Annotated in this window: 22 protein-coding genes and 1 pseudogene; 11 read left to right on the top strand and 12 right to left on the bottom strand. The window is 45.3% G+C overall.

The window, feature by feature from the left end; translation table 11 throughout:
• Nucleotides 1-21: 21 nt before the first annotated feature.
• Nucleotides 22-1431 (bottom strand): hypothetical protein, encoded by a 1410-nt coding sequence (locus H6550_04805; GenBank protein ID MCB9045443.1) that lies wholly within the window; start codon nucleotides 1429-1431, stop codon nucleotides 22-24.
• Nucleotides 1432-1766: 335 nt separating this feature from the next.
• On the opposite strand from H6550_04805, the gene H6550_04800 reads away from it, so the two are divergent.
• The 6 genes from H6550_04800 to H6550_04775 all read left to right on the top strand — a co-directional run bounded on the left by H6550_04800 (nucleotide 1767) and on the right by H6550_04775 (nucleotide 9803).
• Nucleotides 1767-2240: a ribonuclease H-like YkuK family protein gene (locus H6550_04800; protein ID MCB9045442.1), complete on the top strand. Its 474-nt coding sequence runs from the start codon at nucleotides 1767-1769 to the stop codon at nucleotides 2238-2240.
• A 219-nt stretch (nucleotides 2241-2459) separates the two neighbouring features.
• A complete protein-coding gene (locus tag H6550_04795) occupies nucleotides 2460-6029 on the top strand; it encodes a PKD domain-containing protein (protein MCB9045441.1) in 3570 nt (1189 codons plus the stop codon).
• 7 nt (nucleotides 6030-6036) lie between these two features.
• A complete protein-coding gene (locus H6550_04790; protein ID MCB9045440.1) occupies nucleotides 6037-7059 on the top strand; it encodes a PorP/SprF family type IX secretion system membrane protein in 1023 nt (340 codons plus the stop codon).
• 66 nt (nucleotides 7060-7125) lie between these two features.
• A complete protein-coding gene (locus H6550_04785) occupies nucleotides 7126-7827 on the top strand; it encodes a response regulator transcription factor (protein MCB9045439.1) in 702 nt (233 codons plus the stop codon).
• 171 nt (nucleotides 7828-7998) lie between these two features.
• Nucleotides 7999-8742: an electron transfer flavoprotein subunit beta/FixA family protein gene (locus tag H6550_04780; protein ID MCB9045438.1), complete on the top strand. Its 744-nt coding sequence runs from the start codon at nucleotides 7999-8001 to the stop codon at nucleotides 8740-8742.
• Nucleotides 8743-8825: 83 nt separating this feature from the next.
• Nucleotides 8826-9803 (top strand): electron transfer flavoprotein subunit alpha/FixB family protein, encoded by a 978-nt coding sequence (locus H6550_04775; protein ID MCB9045437.1) that lies wholly within the window; start codon nucleotides 8826-8828, stop codon nucleotides 9801-9803.
• A gap of 88 nt (nucleotides 9804-9891) precedes the next feature.
• On the opposite strand, the gene H6550_04770 is transcribed toward H6550_04775, so the two are convergent.
• The 5 genes from H6550_04770 to H6550_04750 form a co-directional block, all read right to left on the bottom strand.
• Nucleotides 9892-10404, bottom strand: a complete 513-nt coding sequence (locus H6550_04770) for a GtrA family protein (protein MCB9045436.1) — start codon at nucleotides 10402-10404, stop codon at nucleotides 9892-9894.
• Between the two features lie 54 nt (nucleotides 10405-10458).
• Complete coding sequence (locus tag H6550_04765) at nucleotides 10459-11463, bottom strand: BtrH N-terminal domain-containing protein (protein MCB9045435.1); 1005 nt, start codon at nucleotides 11461-11463, stop codon at nucleotides 10459-10461.
• 20 nt (nucleotides 11464-11483) lie between these two features.
• Entirely contained in the window at nucleotides 11484-11888 is a 405-nt protein-coding gene (locus H6550_04760) for a hypothetical protein (protein ID MCB9045434.1), read from the bottom strand.
• 83 nt (nucleotides 11889-11971) lie between these two features.
• Nucleotides 11972-13357: a peptidylprolyl isomerase gene (locus tag H6550_04755; GenBank protein MCB9045433.1), complete on the bottom strand. Its 1386-nt coding sequence runs from the start codon at nucleotides 13355-13357 to the stop codon at nucleotides 11972-11974.
• Nucleotides 13358-13450: 93 nt separating this feature from the next.
• Nucleotides 13451-14542 carry a tetratricopeptide repeat protein gene (locus H6550_04750; protein MCB9045432.1) on the bottom strand — a complete coding sequence of 364 codons (1092 nt, stop codon included), beginning with the start codon at nucleotides 14540-14542 and terminating at the stop codon, nucleotides 13451-13453.
• A 150-nt stretch (nucleotides 14543-14692) separates the two neighbouring features.
• Between H6550_04750 and H6550_04745 the strand changes: the two genes are divergently transcribed.
• Complete coding sequence (locus tag H6550_04745) at nucleotides 14693-14998, top strand: hypothetical protein (protein MCB9045431.1); 306 nt, start codon at nucleotides 14693-14695, stop codon at nucleotides 14996-14998.
• 92 nt (nucleotides 14999-15090) lie between these two features.
• Nucleotides 15091-16765, top strand: a pseudogene (locus H6550_04740) (SulP family inorganic anion transporter).
• A 45-nt stretch (nucleotides 16766-16810) separates the two neighbouring features.
• Here H6550_04740 and ubiE read toward each other — a convergent pair.
• Nucleotides 16811-17563 (bottom strand): bifunctional demethylmenaquinone methyltransferase/2-methoxy-6-polyprenyl-1,4-benzoquinol methylase UbiE, encoded by a 753-nt coding sequence (gene ubiE / locus H6550_04735; GenBank protein MCB9045430.1) that lies wholly within the window; start codon nucleotides 17561-17563, stop codon nucleotides 16811-16813.
• Nucleotides 17564-17590: 27 nt separating this feature from the next.
• Between ubiE and H6550_04730 the strand changes: the two genes are divergently transcribed.
• Entirely contained in the window at nucleotides 17591-18208 is a 618-nt protein-coding gene (locus tag H6550_04730; GenBank protein MCB9045429.1) for a YihA family ribosome biogenesis GTP-binding protein, read from the top strand.
• 3 nt (nucleotides 18209-18211) lie between these two features.
• Here H6550_04730 and H6550_04725 read toward each other — a convergent pair whose 3' ends face one another.
• From H6550_04725 to lptB, 4 genes are all read right to left on the bottom strand, one after another.
• Complete coding sequence (locus tag H6550_04725) at nucleotides 18212-18586, bottom strand: hypothetical protein (GenBank protein MCB9045428.1); 375 nt, start codon at nucleotides 18584-18586, stop codon at nucleotides 18212-18214.
• Between the two features lie 83 nt (nucleotides 18587-18669).
• Nucleotides 18670-19407 carry a sulfite exporter TauE/SafE family protein gene (locus tag H6550_04720; protein ID MCB9045427.1) on the bottom strand — a complete coding sequence of 246 codons (738 nt, stop codon included), beginning with the start codon at nucleotides 19405-19407 and terminating at the stop codon, nucleotides 18670-18672.
• Between the two features lie 14 nt (nucleotides 19408-19421).
• On the bottom strand, nucleotides 19422-20936 hold the full coding sequence (locus tag H6550_04715) for a GH3 auxin-responsive promoter family protein (GenBank protein ID MCB9045426.1): 1515 nt from the start codon (nucleotides 20934-20936) through the stop codon (nucleotides 19422-19424).
• 83 nt (nucleotides 20937-21019) lie between these two features.
• The gene (gene lptB, locus H6550_04710; GenBank protein ID MCB9045425.1) at nucleotides 21020-21772 is read right to left on the bottom strand and encodes an LPS export ABC transporter ATP-binding protein; all 753 of its coding nucleotides are present in this window, start codon (nucleotides 21770-21772) and stop codon (nucleotides 21020-21022) included.
• Nucleotides 21773-21898: 126 nt separating this feature from the next.
• Here lptB and metF point away from each other — a divergent pair, with 126 nt between their 5' ends.
• Nucleotides 21899-22852 (top strand): methylenetetrahydrofolate reductase [NAD(P)H], encoded by a 954-nt coding sequence (gene metF / locus H6550_04705; protein ID MCB9045424.1) that lies wholly within the window; start codon nucleotides 21899-21901, stop codon nucleotides 22850-22852.
• A gap of 73 nt (nucleotides 22853-22925) precedes the next feature.
• On the opposite strand, the gene H6550_04700 is transcribed toward metF, so the two are convergent.
• The gene (locus H6550_04700; GenBank protein MCB9045423.1) at nucleotides 22926-23804 is read right to left on the bottom strand and encodes a class D beta-lactamase; all 879 of its coding nucleotides are present in this window, start codon (nucleotides 23802-23804) and stop codon (nucleotides 22926-22928) included.
• A 158-nt stretch (nucleotides 23805-23962) separates the two neighbouring features.
• Between H6550_04700 and H6550_04695 the strand changes: the two genes are divergently transcribed.
• A complete protein-coding gene (locus tag H6550_04695; GenBank protein MCB9045422.1) occupies nucleotides 23963-25675 on the top strand; it encodes an NAD(P)/FAD-dependent oxidoreductase in 1713 nt (570 codons plus the stop codon).
• Nucleotides 25676-25695 lie beyond the last annotated feature (20 nt).

The following is a 25695-nucleotide window of genomic DNA, read 5'->3' as shown; positions in this document are numbered from 1 at the left end:
ATGACGAATGCTATTGTGGGATCAATCTGTGGTTTCGTATTTTTTTACGTAGAGTTCAAGCCCGGGTTTGTCTTCTGTTATATAAGCGGTCTTCTCACCAAACAGGTTGATGATCTGGTCGTCCTTAAGCCTTTGCGATAGTGTGGCACGTGCTATGTATATGCCGGGCTTTACGTCGGTAGCCACGAAGGTGGTCATGTCGTCGTCCAGCTTTTTGGCGGGGATAATGTCTTTACCATTCACGTTGTGCAGGGTAACGATAGCCCTGTTGAAACCGAGGCGTTGCAGCTGCATGCGCTCCTCGTCGAACAATCCGCTGAAGTCGAGTTTGAGGTCTATTTCTACTTCGGTTATCTCGTTATTGTCGTTCATAACCTTGCGCCTTGGTTTCACCTGCTGTACGGGCGGGTATTGCTGCGCCGGTTCGGGCACTTCTTCTATAATGGCTTCTTCCAACTCCTGTTCTTCTGCCGGCTGTTGAGCGGTAGCGGCGGGGGCAGGTGTTTCCTGCTTTGTTGTGAATTGCTGCTGAGGAGCAATGGGCGTTTCATAACTGTGGTTTACAACCGTGGTAGCAGTGTTACCCTTCAGCCTGTCGAGCAGGTCCTGCACCAGGCCTGAATAAAATCCCAGCAGGAAGGCGAATATGATAATTACCTCACTGGCTTCAATATGTAATGTAGCACCGCCTTTCAGGTAGCTGTATGCCAGCACCAGCATCACTGCCAGAAAAGGGGCATAGAACAGCCTTGCGGCATGGTATATGATATTGCGTTGATTGCTGCCGTTGCCATTGCCCCTGCGCACCAGGTTGCCAATATAGAACAACATACTGCACAGCACACCAAATATCACCCAGCATATCACCTCGGCATATACCATAGCCCCTGTGAGCCAGAAGTAAGACCTGACCCTGAGGCGATAGTCTGCCAGGAAAATTCCGGTTTCCCTCGGGCTGAATGTTGTTATGTACTGCTGGATATTGGCCAGTTCGTCGCGGTCTATCGCATCGCCATACTGGCTGATGATGTAGACCATCGCTTTGCGCACCCGTTCTTTTTTGTCCTCGATGGGCGAGGTATGCGTATACTGGTAGTTGCGTGCGTAATATTCGTTGTAGGGCTCTTGTTTTGTTGAGTCAACAGGATATGTATCCAGGAAACCGTCGTTGGTATTGTTGATCTGCTGCCTTGTTTCGCTGAGGGGCAGGTCGTCGGCAGTAGTGTTGATGAGTATGCTGTTTACATGACGTATATCGGCCGCGGAGAAACCCGAGCGCTCGTAACCGGGAATGCCCATGTTGCTGTGCGCTGCAAGATACAGCACGGTCCAGCCCAGCAGCGCCACCCCGAAGAACAGGAGCCAACGCCTTGCAGACCAGTTGTTTGTTTTAGTACTATTCGATCCGTTGACGGATGAACTGGTTGTCATGTATTTATTTTAAGAGATATACTTAATTATTTTAAATTCAGTTACCTCTTAGTCTCTCTATACGGCACCTTACATCAAATATATACAGCGTGTTGCGACAACAACTTGTGCCGGGCACTGTATAAAGTTGGATCAGGCAGTAATAATATGACGTGAAGATAGATTTTTCGCCAATATCATACAAATTCCGCCCCCCTGAAAAGGGCTGAAATATTGTAAATGAATCGTTAATGACCAATGTTCATAACATGTGCATTTCATATATGCGTAACATTCACATAAGGTTTTCGTAACAATATTCTGCATAACTTTAATATAACTAATAACTAATCAATATGATATGGCGAACCTTTAGTGGAGAACCTGTTAAGTTGCCGGTGAAGCAGGCAGTGGAAAATGCCATCGTCAGGGAGACGAAGGCCGGGTACAAACTGAAAGTATGTATCGGTACCGACTCGCAGGTACACGGCAAAATCACCGAGTTTGCAACGGTCATTGTTTTTCTGCGCGAGAAACACGGCGGTTTCATGTTCATCAACAATGACAAGACCACTACGAAGTACAGCATAAAAGAGCGGATGCTGGTAGAAGTGGCCAAGAGCATTGAAATAGCCTACGAGCTGTGCAACCTGTTTACCGAGTACGATGTGGATATGGAAGTACATGCCGACATCAACACCAACCCCCAGTTTAAAAGCAATGAAGCCCTGCGCGAGGCCATGGGTTATATACTGGGTATGGGGTTTGCCTTCAAAGCCAAACCGGAAGCCTTTGCCAGCAGCAGCTGTGCCAATAAGTGTGTGAATTAGTATAATTCACCCTGTTCATCTCCTGTTTTTTTTGATGATCGCATCATCATCAGTAGTCCTTACTCTCTCCTGTAATTGCTGTTTCTTCACCCATCTGCCCTTTACATTCCCGATAGTTAATACCCCCAAAAGTTGGCCATTTACGGATTTTTAAGCCTTACTTATGGTTAAAAAATGCTACATTTACTATAAGTCTCAGGCTTTTTAAAATACTTGAAAATGAATTGGAAACACCTGGTAATTCTTATCAGCTTCTTTATTCCTTCAGTGTTACTGGCTGCTCCTGCCGGCAATATTGAATTTGTTCGCAACGACGGGCAATGGGCGGGGAATTTCTTTTACAAAGCTGCTACCAACAATGGTGATATATATCTTGAGCCTACGGGATTCAACATTGTTGTGGGCCATAAGGATAATATTGACAAAATAAGGCACCATAAAGCCGGGCCGAATACTCCAGAGACCCTGCACTTTCACAGGTACAGGATGATATTCGTGAATGCTAATAAAAATGCCGAGGTGACCGGCAGTAAAGAACAGAGCCACTACTACAACTACTTCCTGGGTAACGACCCCGGCAAATGGAAATCTGGCATACACCCCAACCTAGCTGTTGATTACAACGGAATATATAACAACGTAGACCTGCACATATCTTCGACAGAGGGCGGGCTGAAATATGACCTTATCGTATCGCCCGGCGGTAATGCTGATGAAATAGCTATACAGTATGATGGTATCGAAGACATAAGAACCGATAATGGTAAACTGCTGCTGACCACATCAGTAGGTGTGGTAGAAGAAATGGAGCCTTACGCTTATCAATACATAGACGGACAAAGAACAGAAGTAAAGTGTAAATACAAGGTAAAGGGTAATACCATCACCTACAATTTCCCCAAAGGATATAACAAGAGCCAGACACTGGTGATAGACCCCACCGTAGTATTTGCCACCTTCTCAGGTTCTGGCTACGACAACTGGGGCTTTACCGCTACCTACGATCAGCAGGGCAACTTTTACGCAGGCGGTATAGTGAGTGATGCGCAAGGCGGCGGCGGTTTTAATACTACTACCGGTGCATACGATGTTACATTCGGCGGAGGCAGCAACCTTACTGGAAGTAAGTATCCATGCGACATGAGTATCGCAAAATTCAATGCGACAGGCAGTACGCTTGTATATGCAACCTATCTTGGTGGTTCTAATAACGAGCAACCTCACAGTTTATTTGTAGACGCGTCGAACAACCTTGTGATATGCGGCAGGACTTACTCTAACAACTACCCCACCATAGCGGGTTGCTATGACGTGACACACAACGGTGGCGCTGATATAGTAGTGACCAAATTGAATGCTGCCGGTAGCGTGCTGATAGGCTCTACCTTCATTGGCGGTACAGGTGATGACGTGGTTAACTACAACGGCGAAGAGTTTGTTGCCGGCAACCTGAAACATAATTATGGTGATGATGCCAGGAGTGAAGTGCTGCTGGACAAAGCAGGCAATGTATATGTAGCAGCCTGTACACAGTCTACCAACTTTCCTACAAGCGGTAATGCATTCCAGTCTTCATCAGGTGGTGCGCAGGATGCCGTATTCTTTAAGCTGAACGCTAACCTGACCAACCTGACCTACAGTACATATATCGGTGGTTCGGCTGACGACGCTGCTTATGTGCTGGCACTCAACAGCTCTGAATCGCAAATCTTCATAGCGGGCGGTACCATGAGTTCCGGTTTCCCGAGTACAGGCGGCACCTACAAATCGTCATACGGTGGTAGTACCGATGGTTATATACTGCGTTTCCAGAATGGCGGTAATTATCCGTTACAGAAAGGGACCTTTATCGGCACACCGGGATATGACCAGTGCTATGGTATACAGGTAGACGACCAGGACAATGTATATGCAATGGGGCAGACACTTGGCGGTACATTCCCTGTACAACCATCGGGCGTGTATTCTGTGCCGGGATCGAGCCAGTTCGTTATCAAACTGGACAATGACCTTACCAACAATATTTTCTCTACCGTTTATGGTTCGGGCACCTCGACGGCCACCAATATTTCACCGGTTGCTTTCCTGGTTGACACCTGCCAGAACATTTACATATCCGGCTGGGGTGGCGATATATATACCTCTAGCGGTAGTACTTTACCGCCGGGCGTAGGTAACACGCAAAACATGCCCATAAGTACGGGTACAGGCGTTAATGCACCGGCACAAAAAACAACTGACGGACGAGACTTTTATTTCATTGTATTCCAGAAGAACCTGCAATCACTTTTGTACGCTACGTACTACGGGGGCACTTCTGCCGTACCTGAACACGTAGATGGCGGCACGAGCCGGTTTGATAAAACGGGTGTGGTATACCAGGCTATCTGCGGAGGCTGCGGTGAGGGTAAAAATGCTGTATTCCCTGTTACAACAGGTGTGTACAGCCCTACCAACCAGAGTGCCAACTGTAACCTGATAGCACTTAAGATCGCCTTTAACCTGGGTGTAGTATCAGCAAAGGCTAATGCATCACCCAACGGTACCATTTGCCTGGGCGAAGCCATTAACTTCACTTCGGCAGGCTCTAACAATGCCACCAGTTACGAGTGGGATTTTGGTGATGGTAAAACAAGTACCAATGCCACACCAACCTACACATATGGTTCGGGTGGTACATTCAAGGTAAGGTTGATAGCTATTAATCCTGATGCCTGCAAAACAAGAGATACGCAATACCTGACCATTATTGTAGATACCAATTCCATTAAGGCTGACTTTACAGTTAAGCAGACTGATAGCTGTAAACCATTCAAAGCAGCGATAACCAATACATCAGTTACCAATAAACCTGGGTCGACAACTTATGCATGGGACTTTGGTGACGGTAAAGGAGCTACCGGTGCCAACCCCGGCTCACATGAATATGGCGATACCGGCACGTATACTATTACGCTTATCATGACAGACCCTACTGCATGTAACTCTCCGGACACCATAACCAAAACGATCAGCTTCAATACCTTGTTCGTTGAGTCAAAATTTGAAGGGCCACCCATCATATGCGAAAAGACAAAAGCTTCGTTCACCAACCGATCTACCAATGCAGTCACTTTCAAGTGGGTATTCGGCGACGGGCAAACGTCAGACGCAGCTAACCCAGACCATGTGTATGACACTGCAGGTGTATATACTGTTATATTGTATGCTTATAACCCCGGAACATGTAATGGTGTAGATTCTATATCTACTACGCTAACCGTTGAATCGACCCCGATAGCTAATTTCAGGTACAGTCCTATTATTCCTGTGACGAATGACCCGGTCTTGTTTGAGAACCTGTCACAACGTGCTACCAATTATGTATGGGATTTCGGCGACAATACATTCAGCCAGTTGTTTACGCCACAGCCCAAATTCTATAACCGTACAGGAAGGTACCTGGTGTGCCTGCAGGCGCAGAACAAAACCGGCTGCAGCGATACTATCTGCAAATACGTAGACGCTGATGTTTATCCTCTTGCAGACCTGCCTAAAGCATTCAGCCCTAATGGCGATGGCAATAACGATATACTATATGTACGTGGCGCAGGCATTGAAGCCCTTGACCTGAAGATATACGACCGCTGGGGAGAAATGGTGTTCCAGACCACAGATATGAGTATAGGCTGGGATGGTAAATTCAAGGGTAAGGAAGCACCGGTTGAAGCATATGCGTACGTGATGAACGTTACTTTTATCGACGGTACTACCTACTATAAGAAAGGAAATGTAACATTGTTAAGATAGAGACCATATGCAGGCAAAACGCTATTATACATACTTAATAATTATCGCTGTACTGCTGTTGGCACAGTACAGAACATTTGCCCAGGGGCTGCATTTTTCACAATACTATAATGCACCCATGTTGCTGAGCCCTGCCAATACTGCACTGATGAGTGATGCAGACTTCAGACTGGGTACAAATTACCGTACACAATGGTCTACCGTGCCTGTTCCGTTCAATACCTTTTCGGCCTATGCAGATTTCCAGTTGCTGCGCAACCGCAACCTTACCAACTGGCTGGGCCTTGGACTGGCTATGTTCAATGACAAAGCCGGTGATGGTCAACTGGCATTAAGCAGGTATGAAGGATTTGCCGCCTACCATATACAAACCGGGAACTACAGTATGTTCTCTGTTGGTTTTTCAGGCGCGTATGTACAGCGTAGTGTTGATTTCAGCAAGCTTACTTTTGACATGCAGTGGGACGGTTTTAAATTTGACGCTACACAATCGAACGGCGAATCCGGGTACATTGCACAAACCAACTATGTGGACATTGGTGCAGGTGTGAACTATGCATACTACCCCAGCGAGTTCACTTATATCAAGTTGGGAGTGAGTGCAGCGCACATTAACCAACCCAAAGAGAGTTTCTATAACCAGGACAATAAATTACAGATCAGGCCTTCTGCCTACCTGGACGCCATTTTTATAACCAGCGAAACTTTTACACTTAATCCATCCGTTTACTATTCTATGCAAAGTACATCGCAGGAGCTGGTGTATGGCCTACAGGCAAAAGCATACATCACGGAAGATAACCTTGGTAACCCGACCAATGTAATCTTTGGTGCCTACCACAGGCTGAATGACGCTATTGTACCCGTTTTAGGCTTTGAGTGGTCGGGCGTAAAATTCATCACATCTTACGACCTTACACTGTCAGATATAGCCCCGGATGTAAAGTACAACGGTGCTCTTGAGTTCTCCCTCATCTACCAGGGCATGTATACACAAGGCAGGGATAAAATGAACTGCCCCCGCTTTTAACAAAAAATTACCTGATAATTAAGCCCGTGGTTATTATTTTTGAGCATAATATATCAGAATCGAATTATGGAAAATGAAAAAAATAAAGTGTTGTTGGTTGAAGATGATACCAACTTCGGACAGGTACTGAAGAACTATCTTGAATTGAATGATTTTGTAGTAGAACTGGCGAGAGATGGTATACTGGGCCTGGCAGCCTTCCGACGCGAAAAATATGACATATGCCTGCTGGATGTGATGATGCCGAATATGGACGGTTTCACACTGGCAGAAGAGATCAGGAATGTAGACCCTGATGTACCTCTTTTCTTCTTGTCGGCCAAGAGCATGAAAGAAGATATACTGAATGGCTATAAGCTGGGTGCTGACGATTATATCACCAAGCCTTTTGACAGCGAAGTACTGCTGCACAAAATTAAGGCTATCATGAAGCGCAACACTGAAATGCAGGAAAAGCAGCATGCCCAGGTTGAATTCCAGATAGGTGGATACAGCTTTAACAGCAAGTTACGTACGCTTGAGTATGATGGCGATACACAGACGCTTTCTCCTAAGGAGAACGAGTTGCTGCTGATGTTGTGTGAATATAAAAATGATCTGCTGCCTCGCGACCAGGCACTGAAACGTATCTGGGGCAGTGATACCTACTTCAACGGCCGTAGTATGGATGTGTACATAGCCAAACTGCGTAAGTACCTGAAAGGTGATAATGCAGTAGAGATCGTTAACATACATGGTAACGGTTTCAGGCTGGTAGCCCCTGAATAAAACAATTATTAAATATATTTTCATATAGCCACCCTTCAGGGGTGGCTTTTTTTGTGGCTATACCCTGCCAAGTTGGTCTAGCGCTCGGCATAGTCAATATTTTGCCGTAGTTTTGCGAACCATTTCAGGTAAAAATTGTAGTTCTAACTATATAATAATTCAATACTTCTGATGAAGATTTTAGTTTGTATCAGTCAGGTTCCTGACACTACTACCAAGATCGCGTTCAGCGACGACAAAAAGCAATTCAAAACAGATGGCGTTACGTTCATCATCAACCCGTATGATGAGTGGTATGCACTGGTGCGTGCACTTGAGCTGAAAGAAGCCGGTACCGCCGCTACCGTTAACCTGGTAACCGTTGGTACTGCAGCCGCAGAGCCTGTTATCCGTAAGGCGCTTGCCCTGGGCGGCGATGAGGCTATCCGTATCAACACAGACAGCAATGACCCATATGTGGTAGCTACACAAATAGCTGCTTATGCCAAGTCTGAAGGCTATGACCTGGTACTGTGTGGTAAAGAGTCTATTGACTATAACAACGGTGTAGTTGGCGCTATGCTGGCAGAAATGCTGGACACTGACTATATAGGTTTTGCCAACAAGCTGGATATTGCTGATGGTGTTGCAACAGTAACCCGCGAAATAGAAGGCGGACAGGAAACAGATACCGCATCGCTTCCGTTGGTTGTATCTTGCCAGAAGGGTATGGCAGAAGCACGTATACCTAACATGCGCGGCATTATGGCTGCCCGCACCAAACCACTGAAAGTAGTGGAACCGGTAGCTGCCGAGGGGCTGACCAGCATAGTATCATTTGAAATGCCTCCTGCAAAAACCGGCGTGAAACTGGTAGACCCGGAGAACATGGACGAACTGGTAAGCTTGTTGCACAGTGAAGCAAAAGTGATATAATTGATCACTGATATTGGTTGTAGGTAATTTTTCTTTTTAACTTTTTGTCCTGACATAAATCAGGATTTGACAAAATAAATAACATGTCAGTAATAGTTTTAGCAGAACACGAGAACGGCGTTTTCAAAAAGAAAGTTTTTGAAGCGGTACAATATGCTGCAGGTATTGCGCAGCAACAAGGCACAACTGCAACTGCTGTAGTATTGGGCGAAGCCCCAGCCGATGCACTGGCACAATTAGGAGTAAGTGGTGCAACCAAAGTGCTGCATGTGGCAGATGCCCGCCTGAATACTCTGAGTGCAAAAGCCTATACAAAAGCACTGGCCGCAGCAGCTGAAAAAGAAGGTGCAAAAGTAATTGTAGCCCTGCACGACGTAACAGGAAAAGCAGTTGCACCCCGCCTGGCAGCAAAACTGAAAGCCGGCCTGGTAGCAGGCGCTATCTCTAACCCTGATACAAGCAATGGTTTTACGATAAAAAAAGCGGTGTTCTCAGGTAAGGCTTTCTCATACATCAATATTACCAGCGATGTAAAAGTGATCACGCTGATGCCGAACACATTCCCTGTAAAGAAAGGCGACGGTAGCGCTGCTGTTGAAGCACTGGACGTAGCTTTTGATGACAAAGACTTTGGTGTTAAGGTAAAAGAAGTAAATAAAGTGACAGGTGAAGTGCCCCTGGCAGAAGCTGAGCTGGTAGTAAGCGGTGGACGCGGCATGAAAGGACCTGAGAACTGGGGACCACTGGAAGAACTGGCACACGAGCTGGGTGCCGGCCTTGCCTGCAGCCGCCCGGTAGCTGATTCTCACTGGAGACCACACCACGAGCACGTTGGACAGACAGGTGGTACGATCCGCCCTAACCTGTATATAGCTGTGGGCATCAGCGGTGCGATACAGCACCTTGCAGGTGTAAATGGTTCTAAAACCATCGTGGTCATCAACAAAGACCCGGAAGCGCCATTCTTTAAAGCTGCTGACTACGGCGTAGTTGGCGACGCAGCTGAAGTATTGCCAAGGCTGATAGACGCCGTGAAGAAATTCAAAGCCAGCCAGAACTAAGCAGTAAGTACAATAACTACATAAGCAAAAGGATAGCATACGCTATCCTTTTGCTGTTATATATCAATATGTTAACATAAAGTAAGGGCTACATTTTCACCACGTCCTTCTTGACCTTGAAAGTAAAGTTGCGCTGTGACACATAGCTGAATAGCGCCACCAGTATAGTTGTAAGTACCTTGGACGGTGTGGGGTACCAGCCAAACTGCTCAACAAACAACTTGAGAAACACATAATTGAGTATGATGCACATAGCTACCAACAATGCGTAACGGAATAACTGTATACGGCCCTTCAGGTTCGACTCCTGGAAAACTACGTACTTGGCTAATGCGAAACCAACCGGGAAACTGAATGTGAACGAAATCATGAACGCAGCAATGTGCGGCGCTATGGTAATACCCAATACATGAACAGGGTTTTTATCCAGGATGAAGTTATAGCTCACAAAGTATATCAGGATATCGAGCACTGTATTACTGCCCCCGCAAGCCAGATAGCGGAAGGTGGTCTGATTGATCCACTTGCTGAAAGGCTTATGGAAAAAATCAATGAACGCCAGTATATAGTCTCGTGTGTTTCTAAGCACTCGTTTCTGAATTGGGAAGCAAAAATAGGTTTAAATATCAGAAATGGCTAACCTTTCGATATTAAATCACCACTTGAGCTTACCCAGCCGGGTAAAAAAGTCCTTTTCTTTAACTGCACAGCTATATAACAAATTACTTAATTCGTCGTATGAAATGAGGTCTGATTTACGGTCTTTCATCAATCGGGCTGCGCTGTAGGCAAAATTCCTCCATTCATCACCGATGGCAGTCAGTTCCAGGGCAAAGGCTTTCAGATCATCACGGCCAAGTATCTCCGAGGCTTCCTGCAAAAAAGCAGCATACAGGAACCTGAATCCTGCCCCACCCGTTCCTATCTCCTCCTGCATGCGGATGATATTGCCCAGGTATAGTTGAGATTTGCGGGGCGTAAGTTTGGCCGGGTATTGTTTTATCTTTTTAGCCAGCAGGAAGATTGCGTTAATACCAAACCAAGGCAGTGGTGGCGACAACATCAGGTAGCAGTTTTTCTTGATACCCTTTTCAATAGCTGTTTTGAAATCGATAGACGAAGGGGTGCTTTTGACATAGTACATGAACCCGCGCGGCTCGGGTGTGCCTTTGGCAAACCTTGCTTTGGCCAGGTCGTCGTAGGCAATGGTAGACACTTCTTCAAGTACAGGATCGCTGATGTTATATATATCACCCGCACGACCATAGGCTATCAGGTTGTGGGCATTGAAGTGAAAACGAAAAGCCTCGGGCAGGTAAGGCAGATAATATACACTGCTGAGCATTCCTACAGGTTTGCCATTGTCCAGTACATCATTCAGTGCCTGCATGGCCTTTTCAGGTGAACGGAAACGCTCCGTATGCACATCTATACCCAAGGTTTTGGTAACACGCTTGAATATACTGCCGGGCAATGAGCGGAAGCTGGTGCCGGGTGCGCCGCTTACCTTAACAAAGGGCATATGCGCAAAGAACAGCCCTGCACCAATACCAAAAGACAGCGGTTCAGATATCTCTATACCCTCGTGCCTGAGCAGGTTGGTAGTAACTCCGCTTTCGCAATGGGCGTGCTGGTAATGCTTGAAATTGGTTGTTGACATCCTATAACTTTAGTATGGGGTTATTTACCGAAGGATAATAGTTCGTCAACGGTAATATTAAAGACAGAGGCGTATTTTTCTATCATCTTTTGGCTCAGCTTATTGAATACAGCAGGTTTCATGTGTCTTTTTACCTGCCATTGCCATTTGCCAACATAGCGTGCCAGTATAGCAGTATCCATCAGGCTCTTCTGCATATAATAAGCTATCGGGCTCAGTTCTCCCGCTTTTACCTGTGCTTCGGCCTCGGCAAGGTTGGCGTCCACGTCGTCCCATACCTGGCGGGTAGCTGTATTTTCAGCCTCCCAGCCGGCAGAGTTGACGCCGGTGTATTTACCGTCTTTATCTACCGCATAGACAAGTTTTTTCACCTTGTCCGCCCCTTTGAAATCTTTGGGGTCCTGCGGTACTTCATTCACTTTCATCTCAACCTTGTTTTTATCAACCGAAGAGCTAAATTATAAAAAAAGCGCCTGACGGCGCTTATATGATCCATTTTGAATGATCTTTATTTCTTCGCAGAGCTTTCTATATATGCCTGCAAGTTGGGGCATTGCTTATATTCAGGATCCAGCTTGATAAAGTAAGTAGGTGCTTTATCCCTTACCCACTCCTGCATACGCTGGCCTTTTTTCTTTTGCAATGCGGCAAACTGTATACGGCTGTAGTCGTCTTTCAGATTGGCCTTATGCGGATCTGAGAGGCTTTTCATATATACAATGCGACAAGAGCGTTCTCCACGCATATTGGTATATACCATTGGTTTAGAGTACATTCCGGGTTTCAGCGTATCCAGCATCAGCGCCAGTGTCGGGTCCAGGTCTTCCACCTCTAATATCGTACCACCCTGCTGGTCGGCTATCATACCTCCTGTACGGTTGGCCATCTCGTCTGTTGAATATTTACCTACTGCCTGCTCAAAAGTAATTTTACCCTCTACCAGTTCTGTACGCACACTATCCAGCTTAGCCAGCGCTTTATTAAAGTCGATACTGGTAAGTTCAGGTTTCACAAGAATATGGCGCACATCGGCCTCGTCACCTTTGCGGCTTACCATCTGTATGATATGGTAACCAAAGCGTGTGCGTATCACAGGAGATATCTCACCATTCTGTAATTTGAAAGCCGCAACCGCAAATTCAGTAACCAGTTGGCCGCCTTTACGGCTGATGCCTTTCATCAGTCCGCCTTCGTTACGGGAACCCGGGTCGTCGCTGTATATACCGGCCTGTGTTTCAAAATCAGCACCTTCTTCTACTATCTTGCGCCTGATGTCTTCTATCTTTTTCCTTGCATAAGTGTCCAACTCCGGACTTACTGGCGGGTCTATGACTATCTGCCCCATTTCAACGGTTGCAGGGAAAAATGGCAGACTATCTTTAGGGATAGTGGCATAGAACTTCTGCACCTCAACAGGAGTTACCTTTACAGCGTCCAGTATGGTACCCTGCATCCTTTCAGACAGCATCATCTCTTTGGTCACTTCGCGGTTCTCATCTTTCAGCTGGTATATCGTTTTGCCGGAAAGCTCTTCCACCTTCTCTTTAGAGCCGTACTGCATGATGAAATAACGTATCCTGTTCTCGAGCGAGGCCTCCACCTCTTCATCACTCACCATGACACTATCCCTTTCAGCCTGCTCTACCAGTATCTTCTGCAGCAACATCTGTTCCATTACATCACACTCCGGCTGATCGCTCAACTCGCCGCCTTGCGTGCGCATCGACTCTACCTGCATGTCAATGTCAGACTTGAGTACGATACGGGTTTTGCCAACTACAGCCACAATTTTATCTAAAGGTTGCGCCAATACCGTACCTGCTGTGCACAATGCCAGCAACAGCAATGATGCCTTTAAAAAGTCAATTCGTATTCCCGGGCTATATCTCGTCATGTGTATTATGAAACAAAAACTATATAATAAGTGGGCAAATGTAGTGTATTTGGGTTGCATGGCAGAACAGGCACCTGATTTTTAACTTTTATATCAGCCTTTTCTCTTCTGAAATATGCCATCTACCACTTTTTGGTTATAGAATTCGCCGCTTACGGGGCGGTATGGGTTGCGAGCGAGCCATGTTTCCAGCCTTTTTATAGCATCGGGGTGAAATTTTGTCCATGCGTCGTATTGGTTCTTATTTTCAACAATGCCCAGCAACCATTGGTTGTATACGTCAAAATAGCCATTTCGTATCATATCATCGTGGCGGGCAAAAAGGGAAAACGGGTATTGCGATGCATATTGCAGGGTCCAGTCCATAATAAAGCGTGTACGCAGCATCATGAGGTTCTCAGTAGTGTAGCCATCACTCATAAGCGGAGAAAGGTGTATGTATGTATTGTACACTGCCTCCTCGAAACTCACCGTTCCAGCATTGCCCGCTGAGCCATATTTGGGTACAGATCCTGTTGACAAAGTGGTGAACAAACGCTTGTAAGCCTCCAGTATCATATTGCGGGTGTCATAGGCACGCTTGGTCTGCTGTTCCATATTCACGAACATCTCACCATATAGTATTGCCCAAACTACCTTATCGGTATTCATATACATGCGGGCGGCATCGTAATAGTTGAGGTGATAACCCGGGTCTTTGTCTATCCCATCGAGCCAGGACTCGAGGGCATATACCAGCTCGTTGTCTTGCTCATATACCAACCCCATCTGGTTGTATAATGGACCGGAACCGGGCATTTGTGTAATTGCATCCCTGAGTAGTTTTTTGGCCTTTTTGGTCTCCTTGACAGCAACCAGGCACTGAGCCATTATCTTATAGGTTTCCGCATCTGCCTTTTGCTGTTTTATTATTGGTTCCAAAGTGGCCATAGCCTCGTCATAACCTTGTGCCAGGTAGTAGGCATAAGCCAGTTCTCTATGCAATAAAACAATTTCGGGTGCTATCTGTATAGCTTGCTGGTAACGTATGATGGCATCGCGCAGTTTGCCCTGCGAATGATATTGGCGGGCCTGATTATACAGCTGTTCCACCTCAGGCGACGGCCAGGATACCTGGGCCTGCGCATGAGCAGCGAAAATAAAAAAAAGTAAAGAAATAAAAATATGACCTATGCGTAATATCATACAGGGCGCAAAAATACCATTAATACGGGCATTAATAAAGCATTCAGCAGGCAGTTTCTGTAAAATGAAACATTTTATTTGTACATGTGTCTGGCATTTAAATCATTTGTTCCTGTAAGGAAACCATCCATATGATGTAAATTGCACCCGATGAAGTTATTTCTTGCATCTGTTTTCCTTTTTATTTTCTCCTTGCAGATATTACCTGTGAAGGAGATTGGGAAAATATTGTTCAAGGGAACCATGACTGAAGAAATACACGAGGCACATGGTGATATAGATGACGAGGATAGCGGACTGCAGAAGCAGAACGACCCCTATACTCCTTGCAGACCTTACACACAGACAGAAAAATTGGCTGTGCTGACCAGGAACGGCCTTAAGACCTCTGCACCACAAAGCGTGTCCAAACAGTTCATACCGGACATTGTCACCCCTCCCCCAAACAAAGGCTAACATCCGCCGGCTTTTGCAGACTGCCGGCGCCATATTATCTCCGTTATTGCACTATAGGCTCCTGCCCTTTATTTACAATTGTATACATAATTATGAAGAACACCGGTTTTTTCAGCAATATCAAAAACGACGCCATTGCGGGCGTTATTGTCTTTCTCATAGCATTACCCCTTTGCCTTGGTATAGCGCAAGCATCCGGGGCACCACTTTTTTCAGGTATTGTAGCAGGTATTGTAGGAGGTATAGTAGTAGGCAGCCTGAGTGGCTCACAGCTAAGCGTTTTCCGGCCCTGCTGCGGGACTCACGGCTATCGTACTCACTGCCATCAGTGAGCTAGGCGCATGGGAAATCTTTCTTTGTGCAGTGATGGTCGCAGGCCTGATTCAGGTTCTACTGGGTTTCCTAAAGGCGGGTGCCATAGCCAATTATTTCCCCAACAGCGTGATACAGGGTATGCTGGCAGGTATAGGTCTTACCATCATCTTCAAACAGATACCAGAAGCTTTGGGCTATGATGGTGCCGGGCATGAAAGAATGGTGGATGCTGATGATGGTTTCAAACTGGAATTCATCACCTCCGCTTTTAACCATATGGAGGTTGGTGCTATGATCATTTCGGCCATAGGTATCGGCCTGCTGTTGTTATGGACACTGAAACCCTTTCAGAAAATTAAATTTCTACCCGCGGGATTGATGGTAGTTATTGCCGGCATACTTGTGAACGAACTTTTTAAAAGTATATACCCTGAGGCTTTCCTGTCTGATATTCACCTGGTACACCTGCCGATCGCAAGCAGCTTTTCCGAGTTTTTCGGGCAGTTCAAAATGCCGGACTTTAGTGGATTCAGCAATCCTGACGTGTGGCAAACTGGTTTTGTCATAGCTATTGTTGCCTCTATTGAAACATTGTTGTGCATAGAAGCTACAGACAAACTTGACCCGCAAAAAAGATATACACCCACCAATCGTGAATTAAAAGCACAGGGGATAGGCAATATGGTGTCGGGACTGATAGGTGGCCTGCCGATAACTTCAGTCATTGTGCGTTCCTCAGCCAACGTGCATGCAGGTGCCAAATCAAAAGCGTCTGCTATTATTCATGGCGTTTTACTGCTTGTGTGCGTGGGCTCCATACCCGTGATACTGAACCTGATACCTAAGGCTTCATTAGCTGCCATACTGATATTTACCGGTTACAAATTATGTAACCCCAAAACATTTAAACATATATGGAAAGAAGGCGGAGCTACACAATTCATACCATTTGTGGCAACAGCCATTGCCGTAGTATCGCTTGACCTGCTGAAAGGTGTAGGACTGGGGCTGGCGATCAGTATTGTGTTCCTATTGTACCGCAACATGAATATTCCTTTCTTCTTTCGCAAGATAAGCCATAGCAAAGGCGACCTGGTAGAATTAAAACTGGCGCAGGAAGTATCATTCCTGAACAAAGCCGGTATTAAAATGGCATTGGATAAATTGCCTGAAAACAGCAAAGTGATCATTGACGCCAGTGATACTGAGTACATCGACTTTGACGTACTGGAACTGATACGTGAGTTTCACAGTACCCAAGCTCCAGATAAAGACATACAAATGTCGCTGGTAGGATTCAAGGACAGTTATAAAGTACCTACTACACAAACTATACATGATATGTATGCTGCATTGAACGATGGACAAGGTACCAATAATGCCAAACACAGCTCAGGCGATTATATGCAGCTCATAAAAGAGTTGAACGAAAAGGGCAATGAAAATAATTGAGTATTGACCCGTCAAATAAAATAAGCCCGCGATTGCGGGCTTATTTTATTTAGTAGCAGTATACAAAGTCGTAATGCCAAATGTCAACGGGCGGTCGTGCGGGTGCTTAAAACCACAAGACGATAATATGTCGCAAAATTTCTTTCCTTCCGGGAACGCCATGACCGATTCGGGCAGGTAGGTATATGCCCTGCTGTGTTTGGACACCAGCTTGCCCAATCCCGGCAAAATGTATTTAAAATAGAACTTATATGCCTGTTTGACCGGGAAACGTTTAGGATGAGAGAACTCGAGTATAGCCAGCCTGCCACCGGGGCGTAATACACGTTGCATCTCCTTCAGTCCTGCCTCCAGGTGCTCGAAGTTGCGCACACCATAGGCACAGGTTATGGCATCAAAACTATTGTCGCCGAAAGGCAGGGATTCGCTATCGCCAAGCTGTAGTGTTATCAGTTCATCCAGGGCCTGTTCTTTCAATTTGGTTCTGCCTACCTCCAGCATACCTGCAGCAATATCCACCCCAATAATTTTTTCCGGGTCCAGCTTTGCCGCTTCTATGGCCAGGTCGCCTGTACCTGTAGCTACATCCAGTATGTTCTTGGGGTCTACAATAGCTATCTGGGCAATAGCCTTGCGACGCCAGCCCTTGTCTATACCTAATGATAAAAAATGATTGAGGAAATCATATTTGCCGGCAATGTTATTAAACATATCGGCAACCTGCTCTTTCTTGCTTAAATTTGACCCCGTATCCGGCAATACTTTCGCCGCCGGGTTATTATCTATATCTGCTAACATCACTACAAAAGTAAGCTAAGACCGTCAATGGAGATAAAAACAGCCCAATATTTGATCAGCAGCCCCCGGGCAGAGCTATGTCCTGCGCCTGACAAACCTGAATATGCCTTTATCGGGCGCTCCAACGTGGGCAAATCATCGCTTATCAATATGCTCACCCGTCAGCCGAAACTGGCCAAAACATCTGCCAGTCCCGGAAAAACGCAGATGATCAACCATTTTGTAGTAAATAAGCAATGGTACCTGGTAGACCTTCCGGGATACGGTTTTGCTAAGGTGTCGCAGAAGCAAAGGGCCTCTTTCAGCAAGATGATAGCCAATTACCTGACCGAAAGGCCCAACCTCGTAACCGTGTTCGTGCTTATAGACAGCAGATTGAAACCCCAACGTATAGACCTGGATTTCCTGGCACAATTGGGCGAATGGGAAGTGCCCTTTAATATTGTCTTCACCAAAGCAGACAAAAGTTCGCAACGGGATGCTGCGAGAAATGTGCGTGCTTTTATTGACGCTATGAGGGAAGAATGGGAGTTCATTCCCCGAAGTTTCCTTACCAGTGCCGTAAAGGCACTGGGACGCAAGGAAATGCTCAGTTATATCGACGAACTGAATGAAATGTATTTAAACAGGGATAAAGAGGTGTAAATATTACATCCACTTTGCTGCATACCTGTAAAATTCGTGCCTCAGATCGTTTATTGTTTTTTCTTCGGCTATATACCTTTCACGCAATGCATCGTGATCATCTAAAACGCCTTGCTCCACATGACCTGCTGACTTCTCTGCCTGTGCAGCAGTGACACCCAGATGTTCGGAGATATCGTGACGCAACGTATCAATATTAGTAGTTTGAATTTTGAACTGGTTTTCAAAGTGTTCAGCACCTTTTGCAGCCTCGTCACCTGTGTTTTTTCCGGCCACTTCAGTAAGACGTTCTTTCAGTATCTGCAATTCGCCTTTATAAAAATCCAGGTTGCGTAGCCAATCACTGTGTTCAACATTAATTTGTGGTATACTTCTCATAGTTATGACATTTTATTTTACAAAGGTAAAGGGTTATGAGAAGCTTAAAACATGACATTGGTCACAAACAGCAATGATCTATATTATTGCGACTGCAAAAGTGCTCTTGTAAGCGAGAATATGCCGATACCGAGTAGTAATAGCAATACGATGGTCTTGAAACGTTCCTGCGATATGCGCTGAAGGGCAAGTTTACCCAGCCATGTACCCACAAAACCCACTACGATCAATGACATCATGTACTTCAGGTGCTCAGCATGCATATATCCATTGAAGAAATAAACAACTGTACGTGAAAAATCAACGGCGAAATCAATTGCGGCAGAGGTAGCCACAAATTGCTCCTTTTCGATATTGAATGCCACCATTGTAATGCCTCTTATGGCGCCACCTGTACCTAACACGCCAGCCAGGAAACCGGAAAGGCTACCACCTATTATGGCATTTTTTTTGTCTGCCAGCAGCACATACATATCAAACCACAGAAAGAACAGGCTGGTGACAATAATGAATATTGCAAATGATACCTGCAACACGGTCTCATCCATGTATTTGCTGAGTATACCACCGGTTATCACCATAATAACGGCGGGCACACCAATGTATACCAACAGAAACCTGTTCAGTCCTTTTTTAAACAACACCATTTTGGAGATATTGCTGGATAAATGAAAGATGGCTGTAATGCCCAGCACCGACTTGAAATCGAGAAACAGGTTGGCCAGCGGAACAAAATATACAGAAGAACCAAACCCTCCTATAGTGCCCAATATCTCTGCGAGTAAGGATAAAAGCAGGAAAAGTATCAGCGTGGCATCCATATTAATAAGAAGGCTTAACCTTTTGTGTAAGGCATTATCTCTTCGAGGTACTTACGTTCGTTACTAAGGCGCGGCACTTTATGCTGACCACCCAGTTTACCTTTGTCTTTCAGCCACCTGTTGAAGCCATGAACCGGCATACGGTGTACTATCGGCATACGCAATGCAATATCCTTATGACGCTTAGCCTCGTAATCAGAGTTGATCTGCTGCAGGGCATTGTCCAGCTTTTCGGTAAATACCTCCAGCGGGCAAGGAAGGTGTTCAAACTCAATGATCCACTCGTGAGCTCCGTTGCTCTCGCCTGTCATATACACAGGGGCGGCAGTATAGTCATTCACTACAGCGCCTGTTTGTGCACAGGCATCCGCAATAGCATTATCGGTATTATCCACAATTACCTCCTCGCCAAATGCATTAATGAAGTGTTTCAGCCTGCCCGTCACTTTAATGCGGAACGGATGTAGAGATGTGAACTGTATTGTATCGCCCACTATGTAGCGCCATAAGCCGCCATTGGTACTAATGACCAGTGCATAATTTTTATTCAGCTGTACCTCTTTCAGCGAGAGTGTTTGCGGATTTTCTTTGCCGTATTCATCCATTGGCATAAACTCGTAATATATGCCGTGATTGAGGAAAAGTAACATATCATCACGAGTAACATCATCCTGGGCAGCAAAAAAACCTTCTGACGCATTGTAGGTCTCAACATAATGCATCAGGTCAGATGGTATATATTCTTCAAACTGTTTGCGGTAGGGCGTAAAGCTCACACCACCATGTACGTATACTTCAAGATTAGGCCATACTTCAGTAATATTCTTTGCACCTGATATCTCAAGTATTCGCTTGATAAGTACGATGGTCCATGTTGGCACACCGGCTATATATGTAACATTCTCATTGATGGTGGTATGTGCGATCTTTTCTATCTTCTCTTCCCACTCCGCCATCAGTGCTATCGACAGGTCGGGTGTTCGCACCATTTGCCCGTATAATGGCAGATTTTGCAGCATTACTGCCGACAGATCGCCATAGAATGAATCTACATTCAGTTGGTTGATCTGGTGGCTACCACCAATAACCAGGCATTTGCCAGACATGAAACCCGACTGCGGGAACTGCCTGAAATACAGGGCAAACACATCTTTACCACCCTTAAAATGGTTGTCACTGAGTGACTCTTTACTGATGGGTATGAATTTGCTTTTATCGCTGGTGGTACCGCTGGATTTTGCGAACCAGTTGATAGGAGAAGGCCAGAGTATATTCTGTTCCCCCTGCAATATGCGTTCAATATATGGTTTCAGGGTATCATAATCGTTTATGGGTACTATCTGCTTAAATTCTGCTATGCTGTTTATATGCTCAAAACCATACTTCTTGCCATACTCCGTAAACTGCGCCGAGCCAACAATATGATTGAATACCTGCTTTTGTGTATCTACAGGATTCAGCATAAAGTTGTCTATCGCGCTGTTGCGCAACTTCATATAACCTTTCAATGCCGGACTTATCAGGCTCATTCCTTTGCTGTGTCTGATGTTAAATTAAACCAAATCTAAATATAAGCATTTCTGCTCACTGCTAAAATAGTATTTACCCGCAATTATGTGGTAGGATATTCCTTGCGTTTCAATTCGAAGTTACGTCCAAGATACACTTTTCTCACCTGTTCGTCTGCTGCCAATTCCTCTGCAGTGCCTGCTTTCAGAATTTTCCCTTCAAACAGCAGGTACGCGCGGTCTGTGATAGATAAAGTTTCCTGTACGTTGTGATCGGTGATAAATATGCCGATATTTTTATATTTCAGGCTGGCAACGATAGCCTGTATATCCTCTACCGCTATTGGGTCGATACCTGCGAAGGGTTCATCCAGTAGTATAAATTTTGGGTCTACTGCCAGTGCACGAGCTATTTCAGTACGTCTGCGTTCGCCACCACTCAATACATCTCCGGGGCTTTTACGCACATGTGTCAGCCTGAACTCTTCCAACAAAGACTCCAGTTTATCTGTCTGCTCCTGCTTACTCAATTTAGTCATCTCTAATACTGACAGGATGTTATCTTCAACAGAAAGTTTACGGAAAATGGATGCTTCCTGTGGAAGATAGCCGATACCCATCTGGGCGCGCTTATACATAGGGAGTTTAGTGATATTCACCTCATCAAGGAAAACTTCACCATCATCCGGCTTCACCAGCCCCACCACCATATAGAATGAGGTAGTTTTACCTGCGCCATTCGGTCCCAGTATACCTACTATCTCTCCCTGGTTCACCTCGAAAGACACATTATTCACCACTGTACGTTTGCCGTAACGTTTCACCAGTCCCTTTGCTATTATTTTCCTTTGTTCGATGCTCAATACCCAGTATTTGCGACAAAAATAACAAACGATGTATAAGTACCCGCAAATTACATTGCCAAATTGGTGCTAATTCTTGTAATAAAAATCAGCCCTAACTTATTTACATTTGCTTTCGATATGAAAGTAACTGATTATTTAGCTAATAACAAAGGGCCTATCATCTCCCTTGAAGTGCTGCCACCCCCTAAAGGCAAAAGCATCGAGTCTATATACAAAACACTGGACCCATTGATGGAGTTCAAGCCTGCATTTATCAATGTTACCTATCACCGTGCTGAACAGGTATATAAGAAACGTCCTGATGGTAGTTTCCAGAGTGTTGAGATACGCAAGCGCCCCGGTACGGTTGGTATATGTGCGGCTATCATGAATAAATACAAGGTGGAGGCTATCCCTCACCTTATATGTGGTGGTTTCAGTAAAGAAGAAACCGAGAATGCGTTGATAGACCTGAACTTCCTGGGTGTGCAGAATGTACTGGCGTTACGTGGCGATGCAGCAGCACATGAAAAGTTTTTTACACCGCACCCCAATGGCCACCGCTATGCAGAAGAGCTTGTTGGCCAGATAATAAAACTGAATAAAGGTGAATACCTTGAGGATGATATTCTTGGCGGGGTCAATACAGATTTTTGCATCGGCGTTGCAGGTTACCCCGAAAAACATTTTGAATCGGCGAATACGGATATTGACCTGTATTACCTAAAGCGCAAAATAGACCTGGGTGCTGATTATGTGACCACACAGATGTTCTTCAACAACAAACATTATTACAACTTTGTAGAAAATTGCAAACACGCAGGTATTAATGTTCCAATCGTACCCGGGCTAAAACCACTATATAACCAACGTCAACTGACCGTGGTACCCAGTATCTTCAATACCGAGATACCAACTGACCTGTATAAGGCTATAAACGAGGCCAAGACGCCGGAAGCCTGCGAGCAGGTGGGCGAAGAATGGCTGTATGAACAATGTAAAGACCTGCTGAAGAACGGCACACAGATATTGCACTTCTATACACTTGGCAAACCTCATGTGGTGCATAATGTGCTCAAAAAGCTATTTTAGATAAACCGATAATTGACATAAAAAAAGCTGCATGATGTATCATGCAGCTTTTTTATGTTTCAGAATATTTATTCTATCCCTCTGTATTTTCCGATGGCATAGCGCCAAAGTCTTTCAGGATGTTTTTCAGGATGCTGATGCGGACCTCAGCCCAGTTCTTGCCATCGTCATTGCGTGGCACTTCGAAATTCAGCGCAAAGAAATAGGGATACATGCGGATGTCACTCTTATTCATTGCGTTCTCATGTTCTTTCACGTGTTCTATCCGTTCTATATAACCAACCACCCACAACATATTCTTTTCATTGGTCTGGAACCAGCCTGTTTTGTATGACAGCTTATAAGCATCGTTCTGCTCCTGAATCATCATACTGCGCACGATGCGTTGTGTACGCTCAGAGAATGGCAATTCGTTAAAATAGAGTCGTTTTACAAACCCTACCTGCTCGTCAGCAGATATTTTCAGGCTATCGTTCAGCCAAAAAACGTCTATGCCGCCACCAATACTTTTATTACCGTAATTCACCGTATCTAAGTAGTGCTGCATATAATCAGGCCCTATGCGACGAGCTAACTCCTGATAATACCCGACATTGCTAAGTTTGAAAGCATCTCGCATGTCCATATCCCTGTTCCACTCAGGATTCCAACGTTCAATGCTATCCCAGGCAATGACAAATTGCTCGTCTGGTACTTTTGGTATCTCTAAAGCTACTAACGAGTTGAATATCTTGAAAGTAGAAGCGGGACTGAAACGCTCCAGGCACCGTTCTTTATTATAGTAATCAATAGCCTCGTGGTTGTTATCGCGCAGAATAAAGCAGGCTTTGGTCTCATCTATACCCTCTTCCCGGAAATATTTACCCCATTCAGCCTTTTCGTGAATACGTGCTTCCCTACAGCTGCCTGCCAACAAAGCCATAAATATTAAAACAACTATACTGTAACGCATGATCTTCAGTTTCGGGTGCAAAGATAGTGCAATGGGCTGGCAATGGGATAATTATCTGCAGTACACTTAGTTTATTCATTCCTAATGTGTCATTTTATAATTCAATTCCTCTTGCTGTTTTCAGCATCACCCAAATTATCCTATCTTGCCACACCCTTATGCAGAAACTTGATATACAGCCATATTACGATATAGTAGTGATAGGTGCGGGTGTAGGCGGGCTTACCGCTGCTGCTTTACTAAGCAAAGCCGGTTTTTCCGTTTGTGTACTGGAAAAAGAGCCACATGCGGGTGGGTACCTGGCAGGTTTCCGACGCAAAGATTTTCGTTTTGACACCGCTATACACTGGCTGAACCAATATGGGCCTAAGGGGTTGGTCACCAAGGTTTTCGACATACTGGGTAATGATTATCCTCATGCCGTGGTGCAACGCAAGATCAAACGTTTCAAGGGTGATAGCTTTGATTATATGCTGACCAACAACCCTGATGAGCTCCGAGACCAACTTATCAGAGAATACCCCAACAGCAAAGAAGGCATCATCCGTTTTTTTAAGGCGGCAAAAAAAATTGGCTACTCATTCAAGAACTTTGGTAACATATTCCGCTCTGAAGAGACCATGGGGCCGCTGGAGCGGATGACCAACAAACTGCGCCTGCTCAGGTTTGCTATGCCTTTTATTCCATTCATCACTTACAGCGGAGATGACGGTATCAGGAAAGGGCTAAACAAATATTTTAAAGACAAAAAGATACATGACATCTTCTCGTCAGAAGGTGAGCTGCTGGGCTGCCTGGTGCCAATAGGATGGGCATATTACAAGGATTTCCAAAGCCCCCCACAAGGTGGCGGGCAGGTAATTCCTGAGTGGCTGCAACATGTGATAGAGCATTATCACAACGACCTGTATTTTAAATGCAACGTACAGGAGATATTGCTGGAAGGTGATACTGCCAATGGTGTACGTTTTGAACATAGAGGTAATGAGTACACTGTAAACAGTAAATACGTACTGGCTGCTTGTGATGTTGAGACACTCTACGAAAAGATGCTGCCTGAACATATCGTTCCGCGAAAGTTGAAACAGAAACTGGGAGATGCGGAATTATATGCATCATCAGTAACCATATCAATCGCGTTGGATTGTCCTACAGAGGAATTAGGCTTTGGTGAAGAAATGGTACACATCGGCAGCGAGAACATACCGCGTGCGGAACACAGCAGCGGCGACCCACACAAGAGTGAACTTATCATACTTGCCCCCTCTTGCCGCGACAAAACGTTGGCCCCTGAAGGCAATGGAACACTGACACTCTTTATGCCAGCGCTTATGCACCAGTATAACGAATGGCATACTGAGAAAGACGAAAAGGGTAACTATGTACGTGGCGAAGCATATAAGAATAATAAAACCGCTATAGCAGAAATAATAATTGACCGGGTAGAAAAAGAACTTGCTCCGGGATTGCGCAGCCATATCCTGTTCTACGATGTGGCCACTCCCGTTACACACTGGCGATACACCGGCAACAAAGGCGGTACTATGATGGGCGCACGCCCCGGCAAAAAGAATATGCAAAGTAAGGTTGCCCATTACCAGACCCCGGTAAAGAACCTGTTGCTAGCAGGGCATTGGGCAGAGCTGGGTGGTGGCGTGCCGATTGCTACCAAAGCTGGGGCTAATGCTGCATTGCTGGTATTCAAAAAAGAGAACAAATCAGCTTTTCAATCGCTGGCGGACTATATGGACGGTAAAATTGAAGTAGATGAGCTACTGAAGAACCCCGTCTTCAAACCATATGATAACTCATGGACACCAGCGCCTACCCCTGCACAGAAAAAAGCAATGCGGGAAAGTGCAAAAGAATAGTGACTGCCCCTTTCCAGCGA

The sequence above is a fragment of the Chitinophagales bacterium genome (genome assembly GCA_020636495.1).
In the GTDB taxonomy this organism is placed as follows: Bacteria; Bacteroidota; Bacteroidia; order Chitinophagales; family Chitinophagaceae; genus UBA5543.
Note: the sequence above shows the minus strand (reverse complement) of the source record. Positions and strands in the feature narration are given on the sequence as shown.

Excerpts from the sequence above, each read along its gene's own strand:
- H6550_04805 (MCB9045443.1), bottom strand. The coding sequence starts at position 1,431 with ATGACAACCAGTTCATCCGTCAACGGATCGAATAGTACTAAAACAAAC.
- H6550_04800 (MCB9045442.1), top strand. The coding sequence starts at position 1,767 with ATGATATGGCGAACCTTTAGTGGAGAACCTGTTAAGTTGCCGGTGAAG.
- H6550_04795 (MCB9045441.1), top strand. The coding sequence starts at position 2,460 with ATGAATTGGAAACACCTGGTAATTCTTATCAGCTTCTTTATTCCTTCA.
- H6550_04790 (MCB9045440.1), top strand. The coding sequence starts at position 6,037 with ATGCAGGCAAAACGCTATTATACATACTTAATAATTATCGCTGTACTG.
- H6550_04785 (MCB9045439.1), top strand. The coding sequence starts at position 7,126 with ATGGAAAATGAAAAAAATAAAGTGTTGTTGGTTGAAGATGATACCAAC.
- H6550_04780 (MCB9045438.1), top strand. The coding sequence starts at position 7,999 with ATGAAGATTTTAGTTTGTATCAGTCAGGTTCCTGACACTACTACCAAG.
- H6550_04775 (MCB9045437.1), top strand. The coding sequence starts at position 8,826 with ATGTCAGTAATAGTTTTAGCAGAACACGAGAACGGCGTTTTCAAAAAG.
- H6550_04765 (MCB9045435.1), bottom strand. The coding sequence starts at position 11,463 with ATGTCAACAACCAATTTCAAGCATTACCAGCACGCCCATTGCGAAAGC.
- H6550_04760 (MCB9045434.1), bottom strand. The coding sequence starts at position 11,888 with ATGAAAGTGAATGAAGTACCGCAGGACCCCAAAGATTTCAAAGGGGCG.
- H6550_04755 (MCB9045433.1), bottom strand. The coding sequence starts at position 13,357 with ATGACGAGATATAGCCCGGGAATACGAATTGACTTTTTAAAGGCATCA.
- H6550_04750 (MCB9045432.1), bottom strand. The coding sequence starts at position 14,542 with ATGATATTACGCATAGGTCATATTTTTATTTCTTTACTTTTTTTTATT.
- H6550_04745 (MCB9045431.1), top strand. The coding sequence starts at position 14,693 with ATGAAGTTATTTCTTGCATCTGTTTTCCTTTTTATTTTCTCCTTGCAG.
- ubiE (MCB9045430.1), bottom strand. The coding sequence starts at position 17,563 with ATGTTAGCAGATATAGATAATAACCCGGCGGCGAAAGTATTGCCGGAT.
- H6550_04730 (MCB9045429.1), top strand. The coding sequence starts at position 17,591 with ATGGAGATAAAAACAGCCCAATATTTGATCAGCAGCCCCCGGGCAGAG.
- H6550_04725 (MCB9045428.1), bottom strand. The coding sequence starts at position 18,586 with ATGAGAAGTATACCACAAATTAATGTTGAACACAGTGATTGGCTACGC.
- H6550_04720 (MCB9045427.1), bottom strand. The coding sequence starts at position 19,407 with ATGGATGCCACGCTGATACTTTTCCTGCTTTTATCCTTACTCGCAGAG.
- H6550_04715 (MCB9045426.1), bottom strand. The coding sequence starts at position 20,936 with ATGAGCCTGATAAGTCCGGCATTGAAAGGTTATATGAAGTTGCGCAAC.
- metF (MCB9045424.1), top strand. The coding sequence starts at position 21,899 with ATGAAAGTAACTGATTATTTAGCTAATAACAAAGGGCCTATCATCTCC.
- H6550_04700 (MCB9045423.1), bottom strand. The coding sequence starts at position 23,804 with ATGCGTTACAGTATAGTTGTTTTAATATTTATGGCTTTGTTGGCAGGC.
- H6550_04695 (MCB9045422.1), top strand. The coding sequence starts at position 23,963 with ATGCAGAAACTTGATATACAGCCATATTACGATATAGTAGTGATAGGT.